At 69.2% G+C, this 26,863-nt stretch carries 29 protein-coding genes and 1 pseudogene; 14 read left to right on the top strand and 16 right to left on the bottom strand.

The window, feature by feature from the left end; all coding sequences use genetic code 11:
- The first annotated feature begins 10 nt into the window (after positions 1-10).
- Positions 11-436, top strand: coding sequence for a hypothetical protein (locus RM609_RS29390; protein ID WP_311614786.1), 426 nt, complete (start codon positions 11-13; stop codon positions 434-436).
- Between the two features lie 454 nt (positions 437-890).
- Complete coding sequence (locus tag RM609_RS29385; protein WP_311614784.1) at positions 891-1,388, top strand: hypothetical protein; 498 nt, start codon at positions 891-893, stop codon at positions 1,386-1,388.
- Positions 1,389-1,634: 246 nt separating this feature from the next.
- Here the strand turns inward: RM609_RS29385 and RM609_RS29380 are convergent, their stop codons facing one another.
- From RM609_RS29380 to RM609_RS29370, 3 genes are read right to left on the bottom strand one after another with little or no spacing between them, the layout of a single operon-like run.
- Complete coding sequence (locus RM609_RS29380) at positions 1,635-2,501, bottom strand: TauD/TfdA dioxygenase family protein (protein ID WP_311614782.1); 867 nt, start codon at positions 2,499-2,501, stop codon at positions 1,635-1,637.
- A gap of 21 nt (positions 2,502-2,522) precedes the next feature.
- Positions 2,523-3,530: a threonine ammonia-lyase gene (locus RM609_RS29375; RefSeq protein ID WP_311614780.1), complete on the bottom strand. Its 1,008-nt coding sequence runs from the start codon at positions 3,528-3,530 to the stop codon at positions 2,523-2,525.
- The gene (locus RM609_RS29370; protein ID WP_311614779.1) at positions 3,524-4,318 is read right to left on the bottom strand and encodes a GNAT family N-acetyltransferase; all 795 of its coding nucleotides are present in this window, start codon (positions 4,316-4,318) and stop codon (positions 3,524-3,526) included. Before RM609_RS29370 ends, RM609_RS29375 begins: the two co-directional genes overlap by 7 nt.
- Before the next feature lie 1,231 nt (positions 4,319-5,549).
- Between RM609_RS29370 and RM609_RS29365 the strand changes: the two genes are divergently transcribed.
- The gene (locus tag RM609_RS29365; RefSeq protein WP_311614777.1) at positions 5,550-5,813 is read left to right on the top strand and encodes a hypothetical protein; all 264 of its coding nucleotides are present in this window, start codon (positions 5,550-5,552) and stop codon (positions 5,811-5,813) included.
- A 260-nt stretch (positions 5,814-6,073) separates the two neighbouring features.
- Positions 6,074-6,271, top strand: coding sequence for a hypothetical protein (locus tag RM609_RS29360; protein ID WP_311614775.1), 198 nt, complete (start codon positions 6,074-6,076; stop codon positions 6,269-6,271).
- A gap of 16 nt (positions 6,272-6,287) precedes the next feature.
- Here the strand turns inward: RM609_RS29360 and RM609_RS29355 are convergent, their stop codons facing one another.
- Complete coding sequence (locus RM609_RS29355; protein ID WP_311614773.1) at positions 6,288-6,821, bottom strand: GNAT family N-acetyltransferase; 534 nt, start codon at positions 6,819-6,821, stop codon at positions 6,288-6,290.
- Between the two features lie 1,239 nt (positions 6,822-8,060).
- On the opposite strand from RM609_RS29355, the gene RM609_RS29345 reads away from it, so the two are divergent.
- The 5 genes from RM609_RS29345 to RM609_RS29325 all read left to right on the top strand — a co-directional run bounded on the left by RM609_RS29345 (position 8,061) and on the right by RM609_RS29325 (position 14,056).
- Positions 8,061-9,131 carry a DNA polymerase III subunit beta family protein gene (locus RM609_RS29345; protein ID WP_311614841.1) on the top strand — a complete coding sequence of 357 codons (1,071 nt, stop codon included), beginning with the start codon at positions 8,061-8,063 and terminating at the stop codon, positions 9,129-9,131.
- A gap of 21 nt (positions 9,132-9,152) precedes the next feature.
- Entirely contained in the window at positions 9,153-9,662 is a 510-nt protein-coding gene (locus RM609_RS29340; protein WP_311614771.1) for a hypothetical protein, read from the top strand.
- Between the two features lie 275 nt (positions 9,663-9,937).
- Entirely contained in the window at positions 9,938-10,489 is a 552-nt protein-coding gene (locus tag RM609_RS29335; RefSeq protein ID WP_311614770.1) for a hypothetical protein, read from the top strand.
- Between the two features lie 6 nt (positions 10,490-10,495).
- Positions 10,496-13,354 (top strand): M48 family metalloprotease, encoded by a 2,859-nt coding sequence (locus RM609_RS29330; protein ID WP_311614768.1) that lies wholly within the window; start codon positions 10,496-10,498, stop codon positions 13,352-13,354.
- 279 nt (positions 13,355-13,633) lie between these two features.
- Positions 13,634-14,056, top strand: a complete 423-nt coding sequence (locus RM609_RS29325; RefSeq protein ID WP_311614766.1) for a hypothetical protein — start codon at positions 13,634-13,636, stop codon at positions 14,054-14,056.
- A gap of 129 nt (positions 14,057-14,185) precedes the next feature.
- Here the strand turns inward: RM609_RS29325 and RM609_RS29320 are convergent, their stop codons facing one another.
- Positions 14,186-14,824: an HAD-IA family hydrolase gene (locus RM609_RS29320; protein WP_311614764.1), complete on the bottom strand. Its 639-nt coding sequence runs from the start codon at positions 14,822-14,824 to the stop codon at positions 14,186-14,188.
- A 240-nt stretch (positions 14,825-15,064) separates the two neighbouring features.
- On the opposite strand from RM609_RS29320, the gene RM609_RS29315 reads away from it, so the two are divergent.
- Positions 15,065-15,304: a hypothetical protein gene (locus RM609_RS29315; RefSeq protein WP_311614762.1), complete on the top strand. Its 240-nt coding sequence runs from the start codon at positions 15,065-15,067 to the stop codon at positions 15,302-15,304.
- 153 nt (positions 15,305-15,457) lie between these two features.
- On the opposite strand, the gene RM609_RS29310 is transcribed toward RM609_RS29315, so the two are convergent.
- Entirely contained in the window at positions 15,458-15,727 is a 270-nt protein-coding gene (locus tag RM609_RS29310; protein WP_311614839.1) for a barstar family protein, read from the bottom strand.
- 260 nt (positions 15,728-15,987) lie between these two features.
- On the opposite strand from RM609_RS29310, the gene RM609_RS29305 reads away from it, so the two are divergent.
- Positions 15,988-16,338, top strand: coding sequence for a hypothetical protein (locus RM609_RS29305; RefSeq protein ID WP_311614760.1), 351 nt, complete (start codon positions 15,988-15,990; stop codon positions 16,336-16,338).
- Between the two features lie 9 nt (positions 16,339-16,347).
- Here RM609_RS29305 and RM609_RS29300 read toward each other — a convergent pair.
- The 3 genes and pseudogenes from RM609_RS29300 to RM609_RS29290 all read right to left on the bottom strand — a co-directional run bounded on the left by RM609_RS29300 (position 16,348) and on the right by RM609_RS29290 (position 18,778).
- Positions 16,348-17,150 (bottom strand): IS5 family transposase gene (locus tag RM609_RS29300; RefSeq protein WP_438828566.1). Its coding sequence is split into 2 segments (ribosomal slippage): positions 16,348-16,802 and positions 16,802-17,150, totalling 804 coding nucleotides; the frame shifts between segments, so codons are not numbered across the junction.
- 93 nt (positions 17,151-17,243) lie between these two features.
- Positions 17,244-17,581 (bottom strand): annotated as a pseudogene (locus RM609_RS29295) (transposase family protein); the annotation flags it as partial.
- Between the two features lie 207 nt (positions 17,582-17,788).
- A complete protein-coding gene (locus RM609_RS29290; protein WP_311614758.1) occupies positions 17,789-18,778 on the bottom strand; it encodes a helix-turn-helix transcriptional regulator in 990 nt (329 codons plus the stop codon).
- Between the two features lie 94 nt (positions 18,779-18,872).
- Here RM609_RS29290 and RM609_RS29285 point away from each other — a divergent pair, with 94 nt between their 5' ends.
- From RM609_RS29285 to RM609_RS29275, 3 genes are all read left to right on the top strand, one after another.
- Positions 18,873-20,357 (top strand): MFS transporter, encoded by a 1,485-nt coding sequence (locus tag RM609_RS29285; RefSeq protein ID WP_311614756.1) that lies wholly within the window; start codon positions 18,873-18,875, stop codon positions 20,355-20,357.
- A gap of 337 nt (positions 20,358-20,694) precedes the next feature.
- The gene (locus RM609_RS29280; RefSeq protein ID WP_311614754.1) at positions 20,695-21,414 is read left to right on the top strand and encodes an HAD family hydrolase; all 720 of its coding nucleotides are present in this window, start codon (positions 20,695-20,697) and stop codon (positions 21,412-21,414) included.
- Between the two features lie 10 nt (positions 21,415-21,424).
- Positions 21,425-22,477, top strand: coding sequence for an NAD(P)H-dependent glycerol-3-phosphate dehydrogenase (locus tag RM609_RS29275; RefSeq protein ID WP_311614753.1), 1,053 nt, complete (start codon positions 21,425-21,427; stop codon positions 22,475-22,477).
- Positions 22,478-22,506: 29 nt separating this feature from the next.
- Here the strand turns inward: RM609_RS29275 and RM609_RS29270 are convergent, their stop codons facing one another.
- The 7 genes from RM609_RS29270 to RM609_RS29240 all read right to left on the bottom strand — a co-directional run bounded on the left by RM609_RS29270 (position 22,507) and on the right by RM609_RS29240 (position 26,819).
- The gene (locus RM609_RS29270; protein WP_311614751.1) at positions 22,507-22,845 is read right to left on the bottom strand and encodes an HIT family protein; all 339 of its coding nucleotides are present in this window, start codon (positions 22,843-22,845) and stop codon (positions 22,507-22,509) included.
- On the bottom strand, positions 22,842-23,408 hold the full coding sequence (locus RM609_RS29265; RefSeq protein ID WP_311614749.1) for an AAA family ATPase: 567 nt from the start codon (positions 23,406-23,408) through the stop codon (positions 22,842-22,844). The genes RM609_RS29270 and RM609_RS29265 overlap by 4 nt, the downstream gene beginning before the upstream one ends.
- A 5-nt stretch (positions 23,409-23,413) precedes the next feature.
- Positions 23,414-24,067, bottom strand: coding sequence for an HAD family hydrolase (locus RM609_RS29260; RefSeq protein ID WP_311614747.1), 654 nt, complete (start codon positions 24,065-24,067; stop codon positions 23,414-23,416).
- Between the two features lie 133 nt (positions 24,068-24,200).
- Positions 24,201-24,692 (bottom strand): HIT family protein, encoded by a 492-nt coding sequence (locus tag RM609_RS29255; RefSeq protein ID WP_438828565.1) that lies wholly within the window; start codon positions 24,690-24,692, stop codon positions 24,201-24,203.
- A 28-nt stretch (positions 24,693-24,720) separates the two neighbouring features.
- Entirely contained in the window at positions 24,721-25,209 is a 489-nt protein-coding gene (locus RM609_RS29250) for an NUDIX domain-containing protein (RefSeq protein WP_311614745.1), read from the bottom strand.
- Between the two features lie 55 nt (positions 25,210-25,264).
- On the bottom strand, positions 25,265-25,603 hold the full coding sequence (locus RM609_RS29245; RefSeq protein WP_311614743.1) for a MazG nucleotide pyrophosphohydrolase domain-containing protein: 339 nt from the start codon (positions 25,601-25,603) through the stop codon (positions 25,265-25,267).
- Between the two features lie 208 nt (positions 25,604-25,811).
- Positions 25,812-26,819: an NUDIX hydrolase gene (locus RM609_RS29240; RefSeq protein ID WP_311614741.1), complete on the bottom strand. Its 1,008-nt coding sequence runs from the start codon at positions 26,817-26,819 to the stop codon at positions 25,812-25,814.
- Positions 26,820-26,863 lie beyond the last annotated feature (44 nt).

The following is a 26,863-nucleotide window of genomic DNA, read 5'->3' as shown; positions in this document are numbered from 1 at the left end:
CATCCTACCCATGGCCAAAGCCGTCAACATCCTGCTGCTCTGCTACACCAACGCGGCCGGCGCTCTGGGGCAGGCCCTCGCCCACCCGGACTGGGACCTGCTGGCGCTCGCGCTCGGCTTGTCCGGCGCGGTGTGCTGCCTGGCCTTCTACTGCGGCCGGTGGATGTCCTGCTGGACACGCTGCGACCAGCCGGACGGAATCTCCCTCACCTTCGCCACCGGCATGAACAACAGCAGCGCGGCAGCAGTGTTGGCCGCCTGCTGGTTCTCTCAGCGCCCTGAGGTACTGCTGCCGATCCTCTCCTACAGCCTGCTGCAGAAGATCATCGCAGGGGCGGCAGGAAAGCCACCCCGCTCCCGCCCGGACAAGGAGCACCGCCAGTTGCCGGCCTCCGGTGCGTACGCCTCCGATACGACCGCTCACTTACGGGGATAACGCACACCGATGCCTCCTCCGGCCCAGCTCAGCCCAGCCCAGGGCCCCTTCAAGATCCTGAGATCCCCCTATTCCGGGCAGCCATGACACGGATGGCGGTCCAGCGACAGCCGTCCAGCCTGCGGAAAAAGCCGAAGGTTCAAGGCTCCCGGTTGCTTCCCGCGTATGCGGGGGATGTTCCCCAGGGGACGGTCACGGTCTCCGCCACAGGCAACCGCACTCAGCCGCTGTCCCGCACCCACGCCTCCCGGCTCGTCGGTATTCGACCCGCCCCGTGAGCGAATTCGTCACGATGTTGAGCGCTCCCGGGACCCCAGCCCCCGGGAGCGGTCTTGGCGGAGAATCGCCGAACGCCCGCAGGGCGGTCGCGGACGTCCCTTGACAGCCGGGCGGGCTGCCACGACGGTTGTCGCGCCCCAAAGGACCGAGCTCCTTCGGAATCCGTGGAGGAAAAATGACGAAACGCTCATGGTGCGCTGCAGCCCTGGCCCTGGTGCTCGCCTCCTCGACCGGGGTGGCGACGGCCTCTGCGGCCACGGCCACGGCCCCGGACACGGCGTCGCACAGCTCGACGGCGAAGCCGCAGAGAGACAGGCCCGACCTGAACGGCCTGCGCATCAAGGCCGTCAACAGCCCGAACATCTACCTGGTCCTCGACGGTAAGCGTCACTGGATACCCAACCCGGCCACCTACAACAACCTGTTCCGTGACTGGAATGGCGTCGTATCGGTCCTCGACGTCGGGGACATCACGGCGGGCAGCGCGCTCAGCGACGGTGCGTTCCTCGGCAAGGCGTCAGGCCGGCCCGAGGTCTATTTGTTCAGCAACGGCGTCAAGCGCTGGATCACCAGCCCGGCGGTGATGGACAAGTACTACTTCGCCTGGAACAGGATCCAGGACTTGCCCGCCGAGGCGGTGAACTCGGTCCCGAACGGCCCGTACATCTCCTGACACACCGCGCCCCGCACGCGGAGCCCGCCGCGACCTGCGGCGGGCTGATGTTCGACACCCTCGCCGATCCTGATGCTCCCTGGCACAGGGCCACCTGGCCGGAGCCGGCCGCCCCTCAGCTCAGGCGCACACTTGGGGCGGTCTATCTTGGCCGGACCCCGGCCAAGACTCTCTCTCGTAGCCCGGGCCATGTTGCGCCCCTGCTCGAGGGGCCAGGGACGCAACGTGGCGGGCGGGGAGATGTGGTCAGAGCTTCAGAAAGGGCTTCTCTCCCGCGATGTTGAGGCGGTGCATCAGGCGCTCGTGCGGGAAGTAGTCCGCGACCGCGAGGTGCTGGGTGCAGCGGTTGTCCCAGATCACCAGATCGCCCTGGGTCCAACGGTGCCGGTAGATCAGCTCGTTGGTCTCGATGTGGCGGCGGAGGAAGTCCAGCAGCGCCCGGCTCTCGGACTCGGTCACGCCGTTGATCCGCGTCACGTACGGGTTGGAGATGTACAGCGCCCGGCGCCCCGTCTCGGGGTGCGTGCGGATCAGCGGGTGCTCCACGGGGTCCTGGCCCGCGAACTGCTGGTCCGGGTCGATGCCCTTCTTGCGCAGCGACTTCTGAAGATTGCCGTAGTCCGGACCGAACGCCTTGCGTACGTCGTGCGTCGCGGTCAGCTGGAGCAACAGCTCCCGCATGGGCGCCGACAACGTCTCGTACGCCAGGTACATGTTGCCGTAGAGGGTGTCACCGCCGACCTTGGGCGTGACCTTGGCGTAGAGGGAGGTACCGAGTGGGGGCTCGGCCCAGCCGCTGTTGTCGGTGTGCCAGTCGTTCAGCCCCGGCGGCTTCTGCTCGTTGTTGTGGAGGACCATCACCTCGGGGTGGCCCTCAATGGTCATCGGCAGCAAGTGGCTGTGCGTCAGCAGCGGCCCGAAGCGCGCGGTGAACGTCTTCTGCTGCTCGACCGAGATGTCCTGTCCCGGAAAGACCAGCACGTTGTACTGGTGGAAGGCGTCCAGGACCGTCTTCCACGCCTCGTCCGAAAGCTCCTGCGACAAATCGATATCCGTGACCCGGGCCCCGATGGCGGGGCTTACCGGCTCGATGGCGGGCAGGTTTTTGCTCATATTGATATCGCTCCTCTAAGGCTAGGAAATGGGCGTGGTCAGCGGCTGACCGGTGGTGGTCAAGGTGTGCAGTAGGACGTCGGGATCGATGACGCCGCCGCTGACGACGGCTACGGGACTGCGCCAGCCGTATGAGGAGGAGTGCTTCAGCGCTGCTGCGTACGCTGCGGCTCCTGCGCCTTCACAGACAATCTTGTCGGCGAACGCCAGCGACGACAGCGCCTCCGCGACCTCCTGCGGAGTCACCGTGAATACCCCGGCCAACTTGTCCTTCAGCCGCTCGAACTGAGCTGGAATGACGAAACTCGCGCCGATGCCGTCCACGAACGAGCGCTCGTACTCCACATCCGTGGGGCGGCCCGCGCGCAGCGATGCGGACAGTGGGGCTCCGGTGCTGATCTCCACGGCGTAGACGGGGACCTTCAAGTAGGTCGCCAGGCTGTAGGCGAGGTTCCCGCCGCCGTACGGCACCAGCACCGCGTCCACGTCCGGCAGATCGTCCTGGATCTCCATCCCGATCGTGGCGATGCCCAGCGAGACGTACGGATCGGTCTCCGAGGAGAGGAAGAAACCCGGCAGGTCGGGGAAGGAGGAGGAGACCATGGTGCGGCGCCAGACCGGGTACGGGACCTGAACGATCCGGGTCCTGGGGTTGTACGCCAGGATCTGCGACCGCTTCGCCTCCGGAATCGAATCCGGTACCACCACCGTGTACGCCAGATCCAGCTCCGACGTCACGTGCGCCAGGCCCTGCGCGAAATTGCCCGAGCTGCCTGTCACGACGCCGTCGCGGACGATACGGTCCCATACCTCCGGACGGAACCGCCGGTACGCGTGCAGCGCGCTGAGCGCACCTCGGGCCTTGAACGAATTGGTGACCTGAAGGTTCTCGCACTTCAGATGAATGTCCACCGGGCTCGGCGCCTTCGCCCGCAGCAACGGTGTACGGCGAATGTGCGGGTCGATGAGTTCGCGCACGCGCCGTACCGAGGCGGGGGAAATCGCCTCGGATAACGGGGATTTCAGCATGTGGCTTTCGCTATCGGGTAGGAAAATTCCTCGGTCAGACCGAGCTTCCGGGCCAGCGCGATACTCGGCGTCTTGTCCGCGTGACACGTCATGACGGAACGCATGCCCTGCCCGCTGCCCCAACGGCTGGCCGCGGCGAGTGCCACGAACGCCAGGCCCTTGCGGCGGTGGTCGGGGTGGGTGTGGATACCGAGTTCGATCAGCCCACCGCCGATGACGCCGTGTGCGTCTGCCGCCACCTGGCCGTCCTTGACCAGGGCGAAGCCGACCGCGTGTTCGGCGTACTGGGTACCCGTACCGAATATGCTCCGCGCCATCGGGGAATCGAGGCCGGAGAAGGTCTCCGCGTCGATCCGCACCAGCGCGTAGCCGTCGGGGACGGCCGGCGGGGGGTCGGTGAAGCCGAGATGGGTGTGGGTGAAGTGGAGCCGCCGCCCCGGGGTGAAGCCGGCCTGCTTCGCCCAGGCGTCGGCGTCAGGGCCCGGCGGGTGGACGAGCTGTACGTCGCCGTGCCCGGCGAGCAGCCTCTTGGCCTCAGCGAAGAAGGCGGGGGTCATGGCCCCGGCGGCAAGGCAGAACGGCGCGGTGGTGGCGACCAGACAGGTCACAGGCGCGCCGTTCCGGAAGTGCGCCCAGGCCCTGCCCGGGATGGCTCCGTCGATGACCGCGTGGACGAAGGCCAGGTTGGGGTGGTCGGTGTCGAACAGAGAGACAAGACGTGGTAGGTCGGCTGCGGCCACCTCGACCAGCTGCGTCCGGTCCGTGGGGACTGGCGGGGCAGCGCTCATTGGTTCTCCATGGGGGGCTCTCCATAGGGTTCGGAAACGGGGCGGGCGGGCCGTACGCACGCGGATTCGCTCCTAGGGGCCTGCAAGATTCTAGAGATGCGCTGTAATCGGTGAGTAATTGCGCCGTTTGCGGCCCCCGCTGACTTGCGGCGGATGTCTGAGATCACCGAGGCCACGGTCACCGTCGTGGCCATCCACGTCTGCCCTGGCTGACGCCCCGCAGCAGACGGGAACGGGCCGGACCGACTGCCGACTGCCAACTCCGCTGGGGTTCGAGGCAGCTGTCAGATGGCCCAGTAGTCGTGCTGTGGCAGTTCGACCCACGTGTCCGGCGGACCCACGATGGCACGCGCGTCGGTCAGGCGCAGCCCTGCGTAAGCGCATGAGTAGGCCACCGCGTGGCCCCGTATATGTAGGAGGTGAGAACTTCCTCGGGTGCGTCGTCCTCCTGCGGCGGACCGCCTGGGTGGAGGTCCCAGCCCTCGATGACCCTGTTCCGGACGATGCTGCCCTGGTTGCCGCTCGCGGACTGAGCGAGGCGGAGCGAGAAGTGGCGGAGCGATACGCAGCCTGGAGGTGACGCCGGTGGCAGGCGCGGTATCGAACGCGCTGAGACACTCTTCCTGTTCCCGCCGCACGGGCGGTGACGAGTATCCCGGTACCGCAGCGGCCACGCCCGCCCCCGTCGGCTTTGTGCTTGCGTCTCCGTGGCCCCTGCCCAAGGGATGGCCTCCTCTTGTCCAAAGGCATCCTGTGCACCGGAAGGACTCGACAGAGCCTTGGCGGAGGGCACTGCTGCAAGCGCTGGGGTCTTCCAGAGGGTGACGCCTGATCAGCTGGGAAACTGACTCGCTCCTCGAATCGGCGCGATAGGCAGACGAGGGAGAACCTCCTGGATTCCGAGGAACGCCGCCTGGTGAGGATCGAGTCCGTCCGGGAAGAACAGAGGCAGGTGTGGGTGCGAGTACGACATGGTCACGGGGGAGTCGCTGGGCACCGGCTACTGCGACCACGCCGCAGTGGTCACCTTGACGGCCGCCGGGCTGCACCGTGCGGGCATCGGGCATCGGGCACTGGGCTCGGTTAGGAGAGTACAGTTGCCCACCGGCCCGGCAGCGGGGTTCGTGCAGCGGGCGGATCTGGTGATGCGGGCGTCGCCGGGCGCGGCCGACCGCGCGGTGCGGCTGGCCCGTGCGGGCGCGTTCGACGCCATCAGCTACGAGGAGCGGCTGTGGCTCGGCTCTATCCGCCGACCGGCCGGGAGGGCACACCTCCGGTGGCGTTCGTGTTCGCCGACACCACCCGCGCCAAGATCGACAACACCATCAAGGTGCTGGAGGAGGTGGGCCACCCCTACTGGGCACCCCGCACTGGCCACCCCGCCGGTACGAGACGTACCAGCGTGGCATCGGCCCTCGACTACCGCCAGGCCGTGCCCGTCGTCGTCACCACTCTGGAGCAGCTGAAGGAGCAGGGCGCGGGCGCGGCGGTGTGACGGCGCCTGGGTCGCAGCGATGAGCAGACGCTGGCCGCCGCGTTCTGCAACCCCGACGGCAACCCCGGCGGCGACGCCCTCTACCGCTGCCAGCTGCCCAGGCCGACGCGGAGGAGGAACGGTACCGGGCCGCCGAATGGGAGGCCCGTCGCCCGGTGTGCACGCAGTGCGGGGCGAAGTTCACCGACCAGCGCCGGCGGGAGACCCCCGCCCACACCGGCGGGCGGAAGGCCGGCCGGTGACCTGTCCGTGTGCGGGACATGCCACCCGACGATGTCACCTGTGAGAAGGCCGACGCCGAAGCCGCCTGGGAACCGGCTCCCGCCCAGCCGGGGCCGGAGGACGACCACGACCGGGAGGCGGGCAGGCGCCGCGGCCTGTTCCGCCGTCGGCCCTGCCCCCGGGGCAAGCCCAAGGCGATCACCTGCGCCGGCATCGCCCCGGATCACCCGGCCTGATGCCGGAGCCGTCCGGTCAGGCCTGGAACTCGGTGAGGTCGATGGAGTGGACGTGCAAGGGGAAGCCGTACACCGGGTGGACCGTTTCGCGCTCGGGCACCATGCCGAGCTTGCGCAGCACGTTCTCCGAGGCCTCGTCGCCCGCGCGCACGATGCCGATGACCCGGTCGAGGCCGCGGTCCTGGAGCGCGAACTCCAGCGTGGCCTGGGCGGCTTCGGAGGCGTAGCCCTGACCCCAGAACTGCCGGCCGAGCCGCCAGGTGATCTCCACGGCAGGCAGTACCTCCGGCAGGAACTCCGGAACGGACAGACCGACGGCGCCGGCCAGCTCGCCCGAGCCCAGGAGCTCCACGGCGAAGACACCGAAGCCCTCCTCGTCCCACTCCTCCTCCCACCGCTCGATGGCCTCCGCCGTACCGTCCCCATCGAGGACCGAGCCGTCACCGATCCAGTGCATGACCTGCGGGTCGGCGTTGATGTCCGCCATGGGGACAAGGTCGTCGTCATCCCAGCGGCGCAGGACGAGGCGTGGGGTGTGGATCTCGGTCATGGCCCCCATACTGCCAAGACGGGGGTCGCAAGGGTAATCGAGGCCACGACCCTCCTGTTGTCGGCCGGTATCCGGAGTGGGCCGCCGGCCTCCCGCCTCATCGGTACACCTGACACCAGTCGCCCACCGGTTTCCCAGTGCGGGCATGCCTGAAAGATCCATAAACGTCCGGGTCGATCGCCCATCTGGCGGCACGGACGGTGAGGTGAATGGCTGGGGCAAGCGCTGGTGCCGGCCGCGTGATCGGGGTGCGGGGCGTGAGTGAAACGTCAGTGGGACGTCAGCGGTGGGCTGAAGAATCCGGGGTGCAGCTGGTTGCAGCGCGGACGGCCTGCCGGGACCCCCTTTCCGGCAGGCCGTCGACGCATGACTGAAGGAGCAGTTTTCAGCATGCAGAGGACCAAGGCCGCGGTCGTCATGGCCGCTGTTGTGGCGGGTCTTGCGGTGTCTGTTGCTCCAGCCCGGGCGAGTCAGTGTCAGGGGAGGATGGCGCGGTCTGCATTTGTGAGTACAGGGTGGCTGGTCACGCGCTTCCGGGTGGGGAGAAGGAACAGTTACTGGTCGGGTCTGACCAGGCGGTGTGGACGCGTTGGACCAGCGGTGGCCGGTGGGGTGGCTGGCAGTCGTTGGGGGTGTCGCGAAGAGCGGGGGCAAGGTGGAGGATGCCCGCACCACCGATGGTCGCCTGGCCACCTGGATCCTTGCGAACGGGACCGATGTCCAGCCCTGGATGAAGACCCGAGAGGGCCTGGTGCTGGGCTTGGTGTGGGTGACGGGGGAGACTCGTGGATGACCACCACTCCGATGTCTCCCGCGCGAGACACCCGGGACGTGAGGGCACCGGCCCCCTGTGGGGCAGCCGGCCGCCTTGTGCGGTCAGGTTGCCCAGTCGAGCCCGAGGCCGGCCAGCGCGGTGAGCTTGTCGGTGATGAGCCGTGCTCGCCTCGACTTCGCGTTTGATGGGAACACCCCGAGTTTCACCCCGGCCCCGTCGTCCAGCCGCTCTACGTGGCTCCTGGGGACCGTCACTGATCCGGTCCCGCTCTTTGTTACCGCGTCAGCGCCTCTACGCCCCGCTCGAAGGCGCCCGAGCCGCCTGCGCGGGCTTTCGGCGGGGCTTCCGCCGCCGTCGGGGGAGGAGGGGCAGCGGCACGATGCCTAGTTGTTGCCGGCCATGAGGTTGGTGGCGCCGCTCGTCGGTGTTGACCTTCGAGTTGGTTGAAGCTCAATGATGGCGAGGTGCCAAATTCTGAGCTGATGCCGATCGGGCTCTTTGCCCAGCGCAGTGGTCTGACCTCCAGCGCGTTGCGGTTCTACGCCGACTCCGGGCTACTGCCCCCTGCCGAAGTCGACCCGATCTCGGGCTACCGCTACTACAGCGCTGACCAGGTGGCGCGAGCGACCGTGCTGCGTCAGCTCCGTGAGATTTCCATGCCCCTCGCCGGTGTCGAAGCGGTACTGGGTTCCGGGGCTGACGAGGCGTCCCGGCTGCTCGATGAGCATGTGTCGAAGGTTGTCGGAGACGCGGCGGCGGCACAGCAGAAGGCTGCTGTCATCAGGTCCGTGCTCAGCAGTGTGCCTGGTCTTCCGATCACAGCGCTGAAGGGTCCCGTGCTGGCGGATGCCGTCGAGCAGGTCCTGACCGCGACCGCACACGAGCCCGGGATGCCGGTACTCGCCGGCCTGCGCATCGAGGCGAGTCATGAGACGGTCACCCTGACCGCGACTGACCAATACCGACTCTCCACCCGAACCCTGGTGCCGACTGAACCACCGAGGCAGGCCTGGGCCGGCACGGTCAACGGCGACGAGATGCGGGCCGCGGTCGCCGAGATCCGCCGCAGCGCGCTGGTGCGACTCGAAGCGGTGCCGCACGGGATCTGGCTCCGTGTGGCCGACCGGGAGGACCGGCATTGCCGTTTGCTGCCCGAGGAATTCCCCGACTTTCGGCTGATGCTCGCGTCACTGGGCGAGGTCACCACCCGTGTGACGGTCTCGAAGGAACTGCTCCTGCGAGCCCTGGAAGAACACCCCGGCGAGCGCATCGCGCTGCACGTTGCCGCCCAAGGAATGGACGTCGTGTCAGCGGATGACGAGCACCCCGACATCCCGCTCCCGGCTACCGCGATGGGGCAGCCCCTCCAGATCTGCTTCGCGCTGACCACGTTCTATCCCGCCGTGAGCACCGCGATCGGCCCCGACGTGATGCTCGATCTGCGGGGAAACGACCAGCCCGTCACGATCCGCTCCGCTGACCGCGGCGATCTCACCACCCTGGCCATGCCCATCAAATCCGGCCACTCCGCCTAAGAAAGACGACGAGGAACATCCATGACCACCGCAACCGCAGGCCCCGACCCGATCATGGAAGCCATAGGCCAAGCCGTCACCGAAGGCCGAGCTGGTGACATCGCTTCTGCCCGCCAGAAGCTCCTGAGTCTGTGGTCCGCGATCGGTATCACGGGCGACCCGCTTCACCGCTGCTCTCTCGCTCACTACCTGGCAGATCTCTACGAAGATCCCGCCCAGGCTCTGGCCTGGGACGTCCGGGCCTTGGACGCCGCCGATGCCGTGACCGAGCAACGCGTCCAGGAGCACCACGCCGGCCTCCACATCGCCGGCTTCTACCCCTCCCTGCACCTCAACCTGGCTGACAACTACCGCCGACTCGGTTCCTTCGGCGCTGCCAGCGAGCACATCAACGCGGCCAAGGAGCACACCGCCAACCTTTCTGAGGATCCCTACGGTGACCTGCTTCGTGGCGCCATCCATGAGGTTGCCGAGGCCATCGCCGGGCGGGACCGCACACGGCGAGCCTCTGCACCCGGTTCCCCTACGTGACGCACAAGGACGCACCCCTCACCGTGGAGGGGCGGCGTCACCTCATCGAGCGCTGCCGCACGAGGCGCCCTCGCTGGTCCCCGGGCGGTCGCCGGACAGCCTTCGAGTCCCACGAGGGCGGCCAGGAACGCCCGAGTTTCCCGTGGCGGGTCCCGGTTCCCCGCGCCTGAGCGCATACCGGGTCTGCGAAGTCGAACGAACTCTCGCAATCCGGAGTGGAAGGAAAAGCTCCGCAGTACCGTGCCCTTGCGGGACTCATGTCACGGGAGGGCACGATGGGCTCTGGAGTAACTTCGTCCGGCTGGGTGATGGTGCGCGATGTGGTCCACGATGTCGTGGCCGAGGTCGCGCCCGAGGAACTGCCCCTGGTGGCGGCGCTGGCCCGGTTCGACGACGCGACGGTCGTCCGGCGGTTGGGCCGCACGGGCGGGCGGCGCGAGCCCCTCGGATTCGGGCTGGGCGAGGTCGTGGCGATGGCCGCGCCCGTGGTGTGGCTGGTCCTGGACGAGGCGGGGCGCCGGATGGCGGACGCTGCCGTGGACGCCGCGGCCACCAGGTCGAGGGCTGTGCTGCGCAGGGTCCTCCGCCGGCCGTCCGCTCCGGTCGCCCTCCCTGTCGCCCTGACCCCGAAGCAACTCGCCGAGATCCGCCGACGCGTGGTGGAGACGGCCCTGACGCGGGGCCTGGGGGAGCGCCGGGCAGAGGCAATCGCCGACGCGGTGGTGGCCAGGCTGGTGCTGCCGGAGCCGGAGCCGGAGCCGGAGCCGGAGCCGGAGCCGGAGCCGGACGACGGAGCGCCGGAGCCCCGCACGCCGGAGCGGGGCTAGAGCGGCATGACCACGACGCCTCCCCGGATACGGGTCGACGAGCGGGTGATGGGCGCGGGGACGACGGTGCGCTTCGTGCTGCTGATGGTCCTGTTACTGGTGAGCTGCTGGAATGTGATGGGCGGTATCACCCGCCGGGCCGCCCTCCGGACCGGGTTCGATCACTTCGGCTGTCTGTTCGCCGCCGGGGGCGATCCGTTCGGCGGCGACGTCGCGCGCGACGTGGTCGCCACAAGCCTCCAGGGTCCGGCCTATCAGGCCTGCCTGGACCGCTACGAGCCGCCGCTGGCCTGGTGGGTGACCCTCTCCTGGCCGGTCCTGCTCGTGGTCGTGGCCTGGGCGCTGTTCCGGGGCGTCCCCGCCTGGAGGACACGGCGCGGCAGGGTCGTCCCGCTGGCGGCCGTCGACCCCGACGGCGGGATCCTGCGCCTCGTCGAGGAACTGGCGACGGTGGCCGGGCTGACCCGGGTGCCGCGCGTCGTCGTCGATCCGGCGGCGGCCTCGACCGGTGCGGTGGTGCTGGGCAGCGACCGCCGCCCCACGGTGTGCCTCCACGGGGGCCTGCTCGCCCGCAGGCACACCGACCCGGGGGGCTTCCGGGCGGTGCTCCTCCACGAACTCGCCCACATCCGTAACCGGGACGTGACGCTCACCTATGTCACCCTCGCCGTGTGGTGGGCGTTCGTCGCCGTGGTGCTCGTGCCCGCGCTGGCGGTCCACATCAGGAGCGCCCTCGCCATCGCGCCGAAGTTCCAGGCCGTCCAGGTCCCGTCCGCCGTGCGGGGCTTCGGGCTGCTGGGACTCCTGGTCGTGCTGGTCTATCTCGCCCGCGCGGACGTGCTGCGCAGCCGGGAGATCTACGCCGACCGCGCGGCGGTGCGCTGGGGTGCGGATCCCCGTGGCTGGGTGGTCGCGACAACGGGCCCGCCGCCGGGCACGTGGCGGCGGGCGGCCGGGAGCGTCGCCGAGCTGTGGCGCACCCATCCGCGGTGGGACCTGCGCCGGAAGTCCCTCGACGATCCCGTCGTGCTCTTCGGCGTGCAGGCGCTGCCGCTCTTCCTGACCGGGGCCGCCGCCACCTTGATCAACTCCCAGGCGAGTGAGGAGGCGTCCGCCGTGAACGCCCAATGGGCGGACCACGTGCGGGTGCTGGCCTCGGCCGCGCTGATCGTCGGAGTGCTCGGCATCGCGCTATGGCGTGGGGTGGCCCACGCCGTGCTCACCTCGCGCCGTGTGCCCTCCGGTGTGCGCGCGGGGCTGTGGCTGGGGGCGGGGATGGCCGTGGGCGAGTTGGTCGTGAACGACGTGACGTCCTTCACCTGGCTGCCCGCACGGCCCTGGGTCCTCGTGCTGGTGGTGCTCGCGGGAGGGGCGTTCGCATGGTGGGCCACCCAGTGCGCGTACCTGTGGGTCCGGGTGTGGCCCGGTCGGACGATCCGCCCGGCGATGCTGCTGGGGCTGGCGGCCATGTGCCTGGTGCTGTCGGCGTGGTTCGAGTGGTGGCAGGCGAGCGGCAAGCTATACGCGGCCGGAGCGCCCTTCGACACGGGAGGCTTCATACAGTCGTCGGGGCTGGCGTCCATCGCGGACACGTACCGGTCCCTGCCCGCCAAGGTCCTGGTGGAACTGTCGACGGTGGCCGGCCGGTCCCTCGTCCTCCCCGCGGTCGCGGCGCTGTGGGTAGTGCCGTTGCTCGCCTGGGCGATCGGCCCGTCCGGCACCCCGCCGACCTGGATGCGGGACGCCATCGGCGGCGGCGCCGTGGCGGCGCGCGGGGAGGGTGTGCCGCCGCTGCGGCGCGTCCTCCTGGCCGTGCTGCTCGGCGCCGCGTCGGCCTGTGCCGCCCTCGTGGGCGCGATGGCCTTCCTGCACGATCGGCGGGCCACCGAGGACCTCCCGGCCTTCGTCGTGACCTACTGCGGATGGCTGCTGGTGGCCCTCGGGACGGCGGCGGCGATGGCCGCCGTCGCCGCGAGCGCGCCGGCGAGGCGCTACCGGCTGCTCGTCGCTCTCGTCGCGGCCGAGGCTGCGGTTCTGGCGGGTTGTGCGGCGACGTTCACGCTCGCCTCGTTCGACGGGTGCGTCCAGCCGCTGAACACGCTCGTCCACACCTGCGGCTGGCACCCCGGCGTGCCCTGGCCGCTCTTCCAGCTCCTGCTCGGCCCCGCCCTTCTGCTGGGCGCGGTTGTTGCCGTAGTCGTGGCCGTGGCCGTATCAGCGGCCGGGACCGTGCGGCGCCGGCCCGCCTCACGCGACGCCGCCGTACGACGGGCCGTGCCGCCCGCCCGCCGCGCCGTCGCGGTGGGCCTGCTGTGCGCAGTGGCGGTGGGGGCCACCGTGGCGGCGGGGATCTTCAGGTCAGAGGGGAGCCAGGACCGCGACGACAGGGCGCACGGCCGCCCGCCGGCGGTCTTTCCCGGCCGCGGGGAGGCGGCAGGCGGCTCCGCGGGGCCGCCCGTATCCGCCCGCACCCGGGAGATCCAGGTGCTCTCCTGGTACACCTACGGTGGGGAAGAGCTGCTGAGGAAGCGCTTCATACCCGGCACGACCGGCTTCTTCGACCTCCTCACCAAGGGGCGGGGCGAGGTGTCCGGATCCCGAGTCCGCCCCTTCTGCGAGGACTTCGCGAGGATCGCACGGGACGCCGACGCGTTCTTCCGGGTGCCGGACGCGCGGGCCGAGGCGCTCTGGAAGGGGTTCGCGGCGGGAGTGGAGAAGACGAGCCGGACGTGCGGCCAGGCCGTGGATCAGTCGAACGGCCGGCTCCTGGAGCAGACGATGGACGAACTCGTCGGCGCGGCCCGCCTGGCTCAGGCGGTGACCGCCCGGGTGAAGGTGACAGCGGAGGAGGGCGACATCCGGTAGGCACGCGTGCCGCCGCCGTCACCCGGGAATCAGGGCGGGCCGGCCGGCTACCGGCACGTGCATCCCGACGGGTCGCGGGTGCGGCGATGGCTGTCGCGGGGACGGCCCCCCTTCCCTGTCAGGGTCGAAGCCCACTCCTCCCCGTGCGCGGCGGTGGCCCCAAGACGGTGACCTCGCTGACCTGCCGACCTGCAGTCCGTTCAGCACTCCAGACAACAGCGGAAGCGCCGGCCCGGTAATCTGCTGGCCAGCCCGCCGGGACGCTCCTACGGTGGGGCCATGACCAGCCTTCCCCTCCCCGTCTCCGATGTGTGCGTCCGCGTGAAAAAGAATGTGGGTGCCTGCGGTCCCTACGCACACATTGTCGCGGACTTCGAACCACCCGGTGCGGGCGCGGAAAAGCTGGAACTCCTCACCACCCTGCCGTCCAGCAAGCTGCCCCCTGAGTACTTGCCGGCGCTTCGCGAGGGTCTGCTGGAAGGTCTGGACGGGATCGCCGCCAGCGTTTTGATCACAGACGGTACCCATCACGAAGTGGACTCCTCGGAACTCGGATACCGCATCGCCGGTGAACAAGCGGGCCGAGCCGCACTCATCGGCGCCGGGCTGCTGCCGAAGGAAGCCGCCGCCGGGCTGCGCTGGGCGACCTGGCCCGGTATGCCACGACCCAAGCCCAGGGCAGGGGAGCGCCCGAAGATGTAGCGGCGACGCCAGTAGTGATGGGAAGCCCGGCTGGCAATACGCACGGGTGCGAGGCATTCGCGCGGACCTGGAGTGTATTCACGACCGGTGGGGGAGTGTCAGTCGGTTTGGCCTGCCACCTGGCCCCAGTCATCCGAGTGGGGCTTGCCCTGGAAGCAGGGGCCCGGCGCCCAGGTGGGCCACGATGCGTTTGATCGCCCGATCGTTGTCCTCGAACAGATGGGCTTGCATGCCCGCCGCCCGGGCAGCCTCGATGTTGGCGGCCACATCATCGATAAAGAGACAGCTTTCCGGAAGTACCTCCAAGCCGGCGCAAGCAGCTTCGAAGGCACGCAGGTCTGGTTTCTCGATGCCGATCTCGTGTGAGTAGACGACCTGTTCCACCAACTCGTCGAATTGGTACAGCGCCACCTCCCGTTCCCGCGCACCGACAAAGCTGTTGCTCAAGATGCCCAGCCTGCAGCTTCCCCGCAGCTCTGGCACGTAGTCGATGAGCTCCTGGTTCGGTATCCCCAGATACTCCGCCCACAGGTCACCCATAAAGGCCTCGACTTGGGGCATGTCGAGACCCAAGCGCACAGCCACCTGCTTGTACACCTCTGCTTCGCTGATACTCCCGACGCTTCCGGCTCGCCACACATCGCGCATCCGCTCATTCACAGTGCCTGGCGGCAGCTCCAGCAGCTCTTCCCACCGTTGCACCCACCCAGTTTCGGGCGTGATCTCCAGCACGCCCCCGATATCGAAAATGATGCAGGTCGTAGTCATACGGACTCCCCCTCTTCGCTCTGGACTGACCAGCGCGAGTACCCGGTGCCGCTCCCGTGCCGGGTGGAGACACTGTCGTCCTTCACTCCCGGGCAAGGCCAAGTAATCCCGGAAGTCTGTGACAGCCCTTTCACGGCCTGATGCCCCGTCCCGGCCAAGCCGCAGCCCTCAGCACCCGTGGCGATCTGTGAGCCCGCGACCGGACGTTGACGAAATTCCCAGGCCAGACATCATGTGCCCATGACAGATGAGCAGCCCACCGTAACCGTGCGCCTGTGGCATGCCGACGCCGTCGTGCTCTTCGACTGGCTCATGAGCACCGACCTCAACGCAGTGCCGGTCACGCATCCCGCTCAGAAGCAGGCACTGGCCGACCTGCTGTCACGACTGGAGTGGGACACCGACACGGACCTGACACATGTCACCGCTGAGGAGATTGCCGCCGCTCAGGATGAGGTCGCCAGGGACATGGGCTGGTGACTTCGCCCAGCCCGGAGACGACGGACAGTTTCAGCAACCGGCGGCATCACGGGCCAGACGGCTAAAAGCCAAACTCACCGAGGCGACGGATGAGGCATCGCACGACATGACCACCACGAGTTTGCCGAGTTCGGAGCCGTCGGGCTTGCGTGTCTAGGCCCATCGCTGTCCGGCCCGCAGCAGGCTCTTGAAGAGCAGTTGCCGCTCGGAGGCATCGCTGGGCAGCACCTCGTCAGCAGCCTCGATGATCAGTACGTGATGATCCGCGGACAGCCACTTCAAAACGCCCAGGCAGTCGGAGAGGGCGTTCCAGTTCCAGCCGAAGTAATCGGGCAGCCGCAGACAGTCGTAGAACTGCTGGAAGACGGCGTCCGTGTCACGCATCTCACGGCCGTCGAGGCGCGCCACATACGTCCGACCCATCACGGGAAGCAGTAAATCGACAGGAAGGACGCCTTGCTCCGAAACCACATGCAGCCAGGGCATGATACGCACCGCCGCCGTACCTCCCATGAACCCGGCCATTGACTGCCGCCAGCCCTGGCGGCAGGGCTGCAAATTCTAGATCCACAGCGAAGGCCTAGGCTTACCAGATGCCGACTGCCCCTTCCTTTGACGCCGCCCGTGATGTGGGTACCTCGCCACGTCCCGTCCCTCCCAGCGTGACGCGCCAGGCCCTGTTGGTGCCGGTCTCCACTGTCCTGGGAGTGCTCGTCGCCGGGTACGCGCTGATGGTGGAGGGGCATCGCATGGACCAGTCCGTGCCCTGCAAAGCCGTCCGGGCGCCCGTTGCGCTGACCGAGTATGTCGCGGCGTGGGCCGGTCTGGCCCTCGGCGTGACAGCCGTTGCGGCATGCGTCCTGGCAGCATGCAGCATTCGCCGACGCTGCGCGACAGGCCTGTGGGCGACGAAGCCGGGCCTGCTCGCGTACGTGAGTGTGTGGCTCAACATCGCGGCCATCCCGCTCGAGCTGCTGGTCCTCCTGCTGGCCCACAGGCCTGCCGGTATCTGGGGCGGCGGCGACTGCGGCTAAGAGGTCGTCTCAGTTGGTGGTGCGCCGGTAGCAGATGAGGGCGCTGGCGATACCGACGAAGGCAAGAAAGTGTTCGGCTTTGCGCTCGTAGCGGCGGTGCAGGCGGCGGCAGCCGCCGAGCCACGACAGTGTTCGCTCGACCACCCAGCGGTGCCGGCCAAGTCGGCCGGAGGTCTCCACGCCGCGCCGGGCGATACGAGGCACGATCTGCCGCCGCCGTAGCCAGTTCCGCAGGTGGTCGAAGTCGTATCCCTTGTCTGCGCAGAGCCTGGCCGGGCGACGGCGCCGGGGACCGCGGCGCGAGCGGATCGGAGGTATGCCACGCATCAGCGGCACGAGGGCCTGGCTGTCGTGCAGGTTGGCAGCGGAGATGCCCACCGAGATGGGCAGACCGCTACGGTCACAGATGACGTGGATCTTCGACCCTTTCTTGCCGCGGTCGGTCGGATTCGGTCCCGTCAAAGGCCCCCTTTGACCGCGCGGATGCTGATCGAGTCGATTGCGCAACGCGACCAGTCCACCTCGCCGTTGGAACCGAGCTGGTCTAGCAGCACGCGGTGCAGCTTGGCCCATACCCGGCCCGCAGACCAGTCGGTGAAGCGTCGGTGAACCGTCTGCCAGGAGGCACCGAAGACCGGTGGCAACTGCCGCCAGGTGCAGCCCGAGGTGGCCACGAACACGATCGCGGCCAGCACTGCACGGTCATCGCACCGACGCCGACCCCCGCCCTGCGGACGCTGTGGTGCCGACGGTGCCACGTCCTGAAACAGCTCCCACAGCCCGTCCGGCACCAGCCGCTCAACTATCCCCATGGCGATTCCAACGAACTACCGCCAATCAAGACACGGTCTAAGGGCTGTCCCGCAAAGTTCTTGGAGCTGTTGTGGGCGTAGCGGGCCGCCGTACTACCTACCGGCCTGGCCGGCGAGGGTGAGGTTGCGCATCCGGGCGATGCCGAGCTTGGCGTGGTGAACGCCGTCGCTTTTGAGGCGGCAGTCGCGGAGGATCTTCCAGGTCTTCATGCGGGCGAAGGCGTGCTCCCGGGCGCGGACCTGCTTGTGGGACTTGTTGTGTTCCACTTTCCAGTCCGGAAGCTCGGTCCGGCCCGCGCTCGCGGCGGTGCGGAATGACGAGTCCGGTATCCGGGTAGCCGCCGTCGGCGATGGTGAGGGTCTTGCCGACGGTGTCCTTGGCGCCGGGCTCCTCCCATACCTTGCAGTCTTTTGCGGTTCCCGGCCAGTGGCATGACGGCCAGCTTCCCTCAACTCGGGTCCCGCTGCCGGCCGCCTCGCGTGCTGCGGCGGCTGCCAGATCCGGCTCTCGCCGAGAAGGAGAGCGACCTGTGGTGGGGGGCGGGGAGTGGTCATGCGAGGGGTGCGGAACCTGCCTGTACGGTTCACCCCGGGCTTCGTGGCACGCTGAGCCCCCGCCCCGGCGACGGGGCGACCGCTCATGCCGGCGTCGCCCCGTCCCCGTACCGCGCGGCCATCACCGCGAGCGTCCGCCGGACCCGGTCGCGGAGCTCCGGCGGGCCGACCACCTCGGCCTCCACCCCCATCGACAGCAGGGCGGGGAGCGCCCTTTCGGCGGACTCTATGGGCACGGTCACCCTCGTCCAGCCTTCCGCGTCCAGCGGGCCCGCCGAGAGTTCGGCCGCGCGGGCGGCCGCCGGCTCCAGCAGCTGTTCGATGTCCCGCAGCGCGGCGGGCGAGAGCCGTAGGACCGCCTTCTCCCGGAACCGGCGCGCGTCGAAGGTGGCCAGGTACTCGTGCCAGTGACCGGCCAGGTCGAAGCCCTCAGGGCGCTCGAACGTCTCGTCGAGCAGCTCCAATTCCAGGATCCTGGACACCCTGTACGTGCGGATTCCATGGCCGGACCCGGCCACCAGGTACCAGCGGCCCGCCTTGAGCACGACCCCGTACGGGCAGACGGTGCGCAGCACCTCGTGCGGCGCGGCCCAGCGCTCGTACCGGATGCGTACGGTCTGCTGGTTCCACACCGCGTTGGCCACCGCGGCCAGTTGGGGCGCGTCGTCGGAGTCCTGGTACCAGCCGGGGATGTCGACGTGGACCCGCTGCCGGGACTGCTCGGCGCGCTCGCGCATCTCCGGTGGCAGGGCGGCGCTCACCTTCAGCCGCGCGTCGGCCGCCACGGGGCCGAGTCCCAGGGCCGCTGCGGCTGCGGGCAGTCCGGTCAGGAACAGCGCGCGGGCCTCGTCGGCGGTGAGGCCGGTGAGCCGGGTGCGGTATCCCTCCAGGAGCTGGTAGCCGCCCTCGCGGCCGGCTTCTCCGTACAGCGGGATGCCCGAGGCGCTCAGCGACTCCATGTCCCGGTAGACGGTACGGACGGACACCTCCAGGGTCTCCGCCAGCTCCTGCGCGGTCATCCGCCCGCGTGTCTGCAGCAGCAACAGGATGCTCACCAGTCGACTCGCCCGCATGTTTGCAGCCTATGCCGGTTCACTGACACTGGATGTCAGTGAACCGGCTCTAGCCTCACTCCGGTTCACTCGACTAAGGATGGAAGACCTCGTCATGACCAGTCCTCAGGCTGTTGTCCGGGCAGTTGACCGGCCCTCTTGGGTGCCGTTGGCCGTCGTGCTGACCGGCGGCTTCGTCGCCTTCCTGGACTTCTTCATCGTCAATGTCGCCATCCCCTCCATTCAGCACGACCTGGGCGCCGGCGTGCCGGAGACACAGCTGGTCATGGTGGGTTACGGTGCGGCCCTGTGCGTGGGGCTCATCACCGGCGGGCGGATGGGCGACCTCTTCGGCCCCCGCCGGATGTTCCTGACCGGGCTCGCCCTGTTCACCGTCGCCTCGGCGGCCTGCGGGATGGCGCCCTCCATCTGGGTGCTCGTAGGCGCCCGCATCGTCCAGGGGCTTGCCTCGGCCCTGCTGGCGCCGCAGGTGCTCGCCATCGTGGGCCACGTCTACACCGGTGCGGCCCGGGCCCGCGCCTTCGGGGCCTACGGGCTGATGCTGGGCCTGTCCGGCTTATGCGGACAGCTCATCGGCGGCGTGCTGATCGCACTAAACGTCGGCGGGCTGGACTGGCGGGCCATCTTCCTGATCAACCTTCCGATCGGCGCGGTCATCCTCGTACTGACGCCGAAGACGATCCCCGACATCCGCCCGGGTGCCGGTGCCCGGCTCGACCTGGCCGGCGCCGCGCTGGGCACGGTGAGCCTGGCCGCGGTGATGCTGCCGCTGCTGGAGGGCCGGGAGCAGGGCTGGCCGCTGTGGGCGTGGGTGTCGCTGATCGCGGCCGTACCGCTGTTCGCGCTGTTCATCACGCACCAGCGGCGGCTGGCCGCGCGGGACGCCGCGCCGCTGATCAACCCCGGGATGTTCCGCAGCCGAGGCTTCACCTTCGGCGTCACCGCCTACTGCGTCTACTTCATGTCCATGGGCTCGTTCTTCCTGCTCTTCGCGATCTACATGCAGGAGGGCAAGGGCCTGGGCGCCCTGGCTTCGGGCCTGCTCTTCACCACCATGAGCGTCGGGTTCTTCGGCTCTTCGTTCCTCGCCACGCGGATCGCCGCCCGGATCGGCAACCAGGTCATCGCCTTGGGCGCCGGGCTGGTCGCCATCGGATACGCGGTGGTGGCGGTGATCGTCGCACAGCTCGGTACCGCCGGTGCACCCGGCTGGGTCGCCCCCGGCCTGCTGATCGCCGGTTTCGGCATGGGCCTGGTCGCCGCGCCGCTGCCGGCCGCGGCCATGGCGGACGTCGACCCCCAGCACGCCTCAGCGGCTTCCGGTGTGCTGTCCACCGCGATGGAGGGCGGCGCGGCCCTGGGCACCTCCCTCGTCGGCCTGGTCTTCTTCGGCGCCCTCAGCGACTCGCCGGTGACGCAGGACTACCCGCGAGCCTTCTACCTCAGCATCGCGCTCATCGTCGTCTTCCCGGTCGTCGCCGCCCTGCTCGTGCAGGCGCTGCCCAAACCGACCACGGGCCCGGCCCCCGAGGGCAGCGGTACGGACACCAGTGTGGGGGAGCGGGTCGCAGGACACTGAGCCTCTTTCATCCTGGCTGTCGGCGATCCTGGACCTGGACCTGGACCTGGACCTGGACCTGGACCTGGACCTGGACCTGGACCTGGGGCGGCACGGCGGACGACGGCGGGAACGCCGACGCTGCACGACCTCCAGGCGATGCACCGCGGCTGCCCGACACCCCACGAGCCGAGGCCAGGGACAAGACCTCCATGGGCGTCAGTGCGCACGCCTTCAGTGGTCACCTTCGGCAAGGCCGTCCTCGGCCACGCGCCGCGCCGGTGGGCCAGTCACACGAACTGACCCAATCGCCCCTGAGCCGGCCGCGGAAGCGAGCGACAGCCGCTAAGTTCCCCTCGTGCATCCACCGAGGGGACATGCCGCCTACCGCCCGGCGCCACCGCAATGCCTGCTCCTGCTGGACCTGGACAACACCGCCGTCAGCCGCGAATCAGCGGTCACTCGCTGGGCGCAGGACTTCGCCCTCGAACACCGCCTCGATACGAGCGCCGTCGCACGGCTGATCACCATCGACAACGACGGCCTCACCCCCCGTGAACGCTTCTTCGCTGAAGTGCGGAACCGCTTCAGTCTCAAGCCCACACCAGAGGAACTGCACCGCGCCTACCAAGATCGATACCCGCGGCACATGCACTGCTGCCCGGAGGTCCTGGACCACCTCGCCAAGCTGCGCACCCGCGGATGGAAGATCGGCGTGGTCACCAACGGGCTGACACGCACACAAGGCGCGGTACTCGAACACACGGGCCTGATCCAGTACCTTGACGGCTGGTGCATCTCGGAGACTGAGGGAGTCCGCAAGCCGGACGCCGAACTCTTCGCCCGCACGGCCACTCGCTGCGGCCGCGACATTTCCGACGGCGGCTGGATGATCGGAGACTCCATCGAAGCCGACATCGGTGGAGCCAAGAAGGCCGGCCTGCACACCATCTGGATCCGCCGGGGACGCACATGGACCCGAGACCTGCCGCCCCCGGACCACATCGTTGACGATGTGACCGAAGCGCTCGATCACCTCACCCGAGCGCACACAGAATCCGGGGCTCGGTCGCGGTGAGGACGAAGATATGAGGTACACCCCGTCGCCCACCACAACCAGCTGGCAGTGCCCCGCCCGTGCAGCGGTGTTCTCGGCCGGGTCCTGGGGGACCGCGCTCGGCAAGGTGCTGGCAGACGCTGGCAGCGATGCCGTCCTGTACGCCCGCCGGGGCGAGATCGCCGACGGGATCAACACCCACCGTCGCAACCCGGCCTACTTCCCGGACGTCCAGCTGCCGTCGGCCCTGACGGCGACAAGCGATCCGGCTGCCGCGCTGGACGGGGCGGACTACCTCGTGCTCTCCATCCCCGCCCAGTCCCTGCGGGCCAACCTCACCACCTGGGCGCCGCACATCGGCCCGAACACCGTAGTGGTGTCCCTGATGAAGGGCATCGAACAGGGCACCGGCAAGCGCGCGAGCAAGGTCATCAGCGAAGCCACCGGCGTGCCCGCTGGTCGCATCGCGGTGTTGTCGGGCCCGAACCTCGCCCGCGAGGTCATCACCGGCCAGCCCGCCGCCGCCACCATCGCCTGCCCCGACCAAGAGGCCGCCCGCCGCTTCCAAGCCGCCTGCCACACCCCCTACTTCCGGCCCTACACCAGCACCGACGTCACCGGCTGCGAACTGGGCGGCGCCGTGAAGAACGTCATCGCCCTCGCCGTCGGCATCGCCACCGGCATGGGCCTGGGCCACAACACGACAGCCACGATCATCACCCGGGGCCTGGCGGAGACCACCCGCCTGGCCACCGCCCTGGGCGCCCACCCGGCCACCCTCGCCGGGCTGTCCGGCCTGGGCGACCTGGCGGCCACCTGCTCCTCCCCTCTCTCCCGCAACCGCACCTTCGGCACCCACCTCGGCCGCGGCCTGACCGTCGCCCAGGCCACCGCCATCACCCGGCAGACCACCGAAGGCGTCAAGAGCGCTCAGGCGATCCTCGACCTCGCCCACGACCACGACGTCGACATGCCCATTACGAACGTCGTCACCGCACTGCTGCACGAGAAGATCACCCTCGACAAAGCCGCCACCTTGCTCCTGCAGCGACCTCCTAAGCCCGAGCACTGCCCCCGCCGCTGACTCTCCAGCCGAACGCCGACACAATGCGGTCACAGGCGGCCCTCGCCCGGATCTCCCCGGTACGCCACGTGGACATGAAGGTGCGGTGAGTCCTGGTAGCTCCCCAGGTTCGTCACCACCGTGGCCGCGCCGTGCTCCTCGCACACCCGGGCCGCCACCTCACGCACCACCGCCAGCACCTCGCCGAGCACCTTCTCGCCGTGGTCGCCGAGGTCGATCAGCGACGGCACGTGCTGCTTGGGCACTACGACGATGTGCACCGGGTACGACGGGCGGGTGTGCTCGAACGCGAGCACCGTGTCAGTCTTGGCCACCACCATCACAGGTGTCCGCCCGCTGATCGCCTCGGCGCAGTAGAAGTCGTTCACCACGCCTCCGTATGGCTCGGTCGATCCGCTTCACCTGCCGGCTTCGGCTCCAGCCCCGCCTCGCTCATGACCATGCGGACGGTCTCCTCCAACGTGCTGTTCTGCCTGATCAGCGTCTCGCACATGCCGCCGAGAAGATCGACCGGCCGATACCACTCCCGCATGCTGCTCTCGCCGAACTCCGAGGCTTCCGGCCGTGCGGCATGCCGGCGCAGCATCTCGGGAAAGGAGAGGTCGAAGTAGAAGAACCTGCTCGCACCCCGATGGTCGGTGGCCAGCTGACGCAGGAGATCACCCCACCGGGCGGTGGAGAAGATCCCTTCGAGGACCACGTGGAAGCCTTCGTCCAGGCACCGGCGCGTGATGACGTCGATCAGCCCCGGTGTTGCCCCCACCGGTCCGTGCGCCTCACACAGGATCTCCCGCCGCACCGTGTCCTGGCTCACGATGGCCAGGCCGCTGCCGTAGCGCGCGCGGACGGCACGGGTGGTGGTCTTGCCGGATCCGGAGTTGCCGCGCAGCACCATCAACCGCGTGTCCGCCGATCCCAAGGGCCTTTGCACGGCGCTCAGGCCTCCTTCAGCAGCAGTTGCGCGGCGTCGCGGAAGGTGGCGGCCGTCTGATGCGGCTGCGGCCCGTCCTGCGGTAGCGGGCGTCCGTGGGAGATCCACAGGGCGGACAGCCCGGCTTCCAGTGCCCCGCCGACGTCCGCGGTGAGGGAGTCGCCGAACATGACGACGTGCGGGCTCGGCTCGGCATCGAGGGGCGCGAGGGCGTGGCGGAAGATCTGCGGGTCCGGCTTGCGCACGCCGATGCTCTCGGAGATCACGACGGCGTCCACGAGATCGTATAAGCCGGCCTGGCGGAGCTTGGCGGTCTGGTTGTCGGTCATTCCGTTGGTGACAACGCCGAGGCGCCATCCAGCCGCTCGCAGAGCTGTGAGCGCTGCGCACACCGCGGGGTCGGGCTGGATGAGCTCGGGCATGCGGCGCCGGTACTGGGTGTGCAGCTCGGTGACGGTGCCGGGAACGTCGAATGTGGTCTTCACCAGTTCGAAGAAGGCGATCCTGCGGGAGGAATACGCCGGGTCCGTCCGCAGCAGCCAGCCGAGGGGCACGTCGTGCTCGGCGGAGAACTCCGCAGCCCATCGCGCGTACGTGCCGGCCCGGTCGACGAGGCTGTCGTCGAGGTCGAACAGTCCAACCCGCGTCTGATCGGTCACCGGGCCCCGCCGCTCGCAGAAGCCGCCAGGTGGTCGAGCTCCGTCCCGATCGCGCCCCGCAGCGCACTGCCGATCCGGTCACTGCGCCAGCCGGCGGTCGCTGGTGGGGTCATAGACGACTCCTTCATGGGGTTCACGGCTGGTGGGTCAGGGCTTGGCGAAGCCGCTCGGCGAGGGCGTCCATGTGCTCCGGCGGCGCCTTGATGACGCCGTGCTCCGCCATGAGGGCGTGGAACTGCTGGCGCTCATAGGGAGTGTCAGAAGGGAGCCCTGCGATGTGCCAGTGCACGTGGGCGTTGCCTTGCTGGCTGCCGAGCGAGTAGAGGTACGTCCGCTCCGGCCGGCAGACCTCTTCCATGGCGAGCGCGACGCGGCGGACGAATAGCATCAGCCGCACGTACGCGGGCTCGTCCAGGCCCCGGACGACGTGCTCGAGGTGGCGCTTGGGGGCCACGAGGACCTTCCCGGGAACGGTGGGCCACCGGTCGAGGAAGGCCACATGCTCCCCGTCGTCGGCGACCAGATGGTGCTCGTAGCCGGGGCGCCCGGAGAGGCACGCGCAGATGAAGCACGGCCCCGTGCGAGCGCGCTCGGCGTAGGCACCGAGGTCGATCGGCTCCCGCACAGGCTCGAGCTCGTGTCGGGGGGAGGGGTCACGCATAAGCGTCCCCGAGGTAGACCGCGCCCCGGGCGGGGTCGGCGGCCATGGCGTTGGTGATGACGGTCGGCAGGCACGGTGGCAGCGTGCGCAGCCCGGGGAGCTTGTCCAGGGGAACCCACTCGACTCCGAGCTGTACGGAGTCCTCCAGGGGCCCACCGAGCACAGGGGGTTCCTGGAGGATGCGGCAGCGGAACATGGCGTCGACCCGGTGCCCGGCTCCGGAGGGCATCTGGTGTCCTTCCGGGTGGTTGGCCTGGATGTACTCCCGCACCACCACCAGGTTCTCGGCCTTCACCCGCACGCCTGTCTCCTCGAAGACCTCCCGCTCCACGCAGGCGGCCAGGGTTTCCCCCGCCTGCTGGCCCCCGCCCGGCAGCCACCAGGTTCCCGGGCGCGGCCAGTCCCCACGCACCAGAAGCACCTGCTCGTCCCGTACGACCAGGCCGCTCGCTGCGTTCCTGATCCGTCCCTGATCCGTCACCGCTCTCATCCCTTTCATCCGAGTCCTGAGCTCTGCCTTCCGATTGGCCCGAAGGTCACGTCGGCTTACCCGGGGCGGCCAGCTGGGCCGAGATGGAGGTTTCCAGCTCGGCCATCGTGCGATCGAATGCTTCGGCCAGGTCGACGTGGTACAGGTGGGCGAGGATCAGCACCGACCACAGACAGTCGGCCAGCTCGTGCTCCAAGGCCGGCCGCCCTCCTGGGTTCTCGCGGGCCCCTTCCTCTGCCATGACGAGTTTGGCCAGGTCGCCGACGTCTCCCATGAAGCCGAGCATGAACTCGTCCGTGCGCCAGACACGACGGTCGCGACGGTTCAGCTCGTCGTACAGGCCGTGAATCTCGATCGCCCGCTGCTGCATCTCCTCAAGGTTCATTGCTGTCTTCCCCTGGTTCTGCCGACTGTGGAACCGACGCGAGCCCTGACCGGACAGTTGCGCGGCAAGCATGCGGTGGTGCGCGTTCTGGTCACGCCCTTCTATGGAGCTCCGGGGCTTTCGATGAACTGGCCAGAAGGGAGTTCACTGATCGGCTGCCGGATGGCAGCCGGCAGGCCGAGTTCCCCCCGAGCGGTGTGAACGGCGGCTAGCTGGGCGGCCGCCTCGTCCCCCCAGTCGAAGAGCTGTGCTGTTGCTCGGGCGTGGCCAGGAGCCGGGTGTAGGTCTGACCGGTTGCCTCGTCGCAGCACGGCGGATCCCATCCCGTGATCCGGGCCGCGTACCGGGCCCGGGCGCACGGCAGGCCGTCGGCTTCATCGTGGAGGTAGCCCAGGGGGAGCGGATCGCTGATGCGCACCCGCGCCTCCTCCCATGCCTCCCTGCGGAGCGTCCGCTCAAGGGCGCCGTGGTCGGCCGGCTCGACCGTGCCGCCGGGCAGGCAGGCGGAGCCGGTGTCCTGGCCGATGAGGAGGAGCACCCGCCCGTCTTCGGCGAACAGCCAGCCCCAGGCCTGCCTGACCGGAAGCTCCACCGGCACCGGAAGAGACGTGTGCCAGGGCCACAGCTGCGGTTTGCGGGGAGTGCGCAGCACCTGGAGGTCGTCCAGACAGGTAGGGACCAGGGGGCAGCCGTCTTCGAGGATCGCGGGACCGGCGCCGTTGATCCGCGCGCGGAGCGCGGCCAGCGCGCGCCGGGCGTTCGCGGGGTCCATGTGACGTGGCAGGAGCGCCGGTTCGACGCGACGGACGCCCGTGATCTCACGGCCCGGCAGGCGTAGTTGGGCGAAGTCGTCCTCGGTGAGCGTGCCGCCGTCGAACACGTATATCGCCTCACCGGGGAACCCCGGCGGGTAGCCGGGCGTGCCCGGGGGGATCCAGTCGACGGCCAGGACGCTGGAGAAGCGGCGTGTGAGGCCGAGTTCCTCGTGGACCTCGCGCGCGATGGCCCGTGAAGGCGCTTCGCCTGCGTCGATGCCTCCGCCGGGGAGCAGGCATGTGGGGCGGTAGTCGACGTCCTCGAGGACGACGCGGCCACGGCCGTCGGTGAACAGAGCCGCCACGCCGCACCACAGCGGGCGGCGGCTGGCCACGTACTGCGCGTCGGTCATTTTGGGCGTCGGCGGTTTCTTGCGGGAATCCGGATGGTGCAGCGCCATGGGCGGTGTCCCTTCGGTCCTATGGTGTCTCGTCCGACAGGATG

Source organism: Streptomyces hesseae, assembly GCF_031845785.1.
In the GTDB taxonomy this organism is placed as follows: domain Bacteria; phylum Actinomycetota; class Actinomycetes; order Streptomycetales; family Streptomycetaceae; genus Streptomyces; species Streptomyces hesseae.
This window is presented reverse-complemented; position numbering and strand designations above follow the sequence as displayed.

What these genes read in the sequence shown, in the direction of transcription:
- RM609_RS29390 (WP_311614786.1), top strand. Translation starts at nt 11, where the DNA reads ATGGCCAAAGCCGTCAACATCCTGCTGCTCTGCTACACCAACGCGGCC.
- RM609_RS29385 (WP_311614784.1), top strand. Translation starts at nt 891, where the DNA reads ATGACGAAACGCTCATGGTGCGCTGCAGCCCTGGCCCTGGTGCTCGCC.
- RM609_RS29380 (WP_311614782.1), bottom strand. Translation starts at nt 2,501, where the DNA reads ATGAGCAAAAACCTGCCCGCCATCGAGCCGGTAAGCCCCGCCATCGGG.
- RM609_RS29375 (WP_311614780.1), bottom strand. Translation starts at nt 3,530, where the DNA reads ATGCTGAAATCCCCGTTATCCGAGGCGATTTCCCCCGCCTCGGTACGG.
- RM609_RS29370 (WP_311614779.1), bottom strand. Translation starts at nt 4,318, where the DNA reads ATGAGCGCTGCCCCGCCAGTCCCCACGGACCGGACGCAGCTGGTCGAG.
- RM609_RS29360 (WP_311614775.1), top strand. Translation starts at nt 6,074, where the DNA reads ATGCCACCCGACGATGTCACCTGTGAGAAGGCCGACGCCGAAGCCGCC.
- RM609_RS29355 (WP_311614773.1), bottom strand. Translation starts at nt 6,821, where the DNA reads ATGACCGAGATCCACACCCCACGCCTCGTCCTGCGCCGCTGGGATGAC.
- RM609_RS29340 (WP_311614771.1), top strand. Translation starts at nt 9,153, where the DNA reads ATGACCACCGCAACCGCAGGCCCCGACCCGATCATGGAAGCCATAGGC.
- RM609_RS29335 (WP_311614770.1), top strand. Translation starts at nt 9,938, where the DNA reads ATGGGCTCTGGAGTAACTTCGTCCGGCTGGGTGATGGTGCGCGATGTG.
- RM609_RS29330 (WP_311614768.1), top strand. Translation starts at nt 10,496, where the DNA reads ATGACCACGACGCCTCCCCGGATACGGGTCGACGAGCGGGTGATGGGC.
- RM609_RS29325 (WP_311614766.1), top strand. Translation starts at nt 13,634, where the DNA reads ATGACCAGCCTTCCCCTCCCCGTCTCCGATGTGTGCGTCCGCGTGAAA.
- RM609_RS29320 (WP_311614764.1), bottom strand. Translation starts at nt 14,824, where the DNA reads ATGACTACGACCTGCATCATTTTCGATATCGGGGGCGTGCTGGAGATC.
- RM609_RS29315 (WP_311614762.1), top strand. Translation starts at nt 15,065, where the DNA reads ATGACAGATGAGCAGCCCACCGTAACCGTGCGCCTGTGGCATGCCGAC.
- RM609_RS29310 (WP_311614839.1), bottom strand. Translation starts at nt 15,727, where the DNA reads ATGGGTCGGACGTATGTGGCGCGCCTCGACGGCCGTGAGATGCGTGAC.
- RM609_RS29290 (WP_311614758.1), bottom strand. Translation starts at nt 18,778, where the DNA reads ATGCGGGCGAGTCGACTGGTGAGCATCCTGTTGCTGCTGCAGACACGC.
- RM609_RS29285 (WP_311614756.1), top strand. Translation starts at nt 18,873, where the DNA reads ATGACCAGTCCTCAGGCTGTTGTCCGGGCAGTTGACCGGCCCTCTTGG.
- RM609_RS29275 (WP_311614753.1), top strand. Translation starts at nt 21,425, where the DNA reads ATGAGGTACACCCCGTCGCCCACCACAACCAGCTGGCAGTGCCCCGCC.
- RM609_RS29245 (WP_311614743.1), bottom strand. Translation starts at nt 25,603, where the DNA reads ATGAACCTTGAGGAGATGCAGCAGCGGGCGATCGAGATTCACGGCCTG.
- RM609_RS29240 (WP_311614741.1), bottom strand. Translation starts at nt 26,819, where the DNA reads ATGGCGCTGCACCATCCGGATTCCCGCAAGAAACCGCCGACGCCCAAA.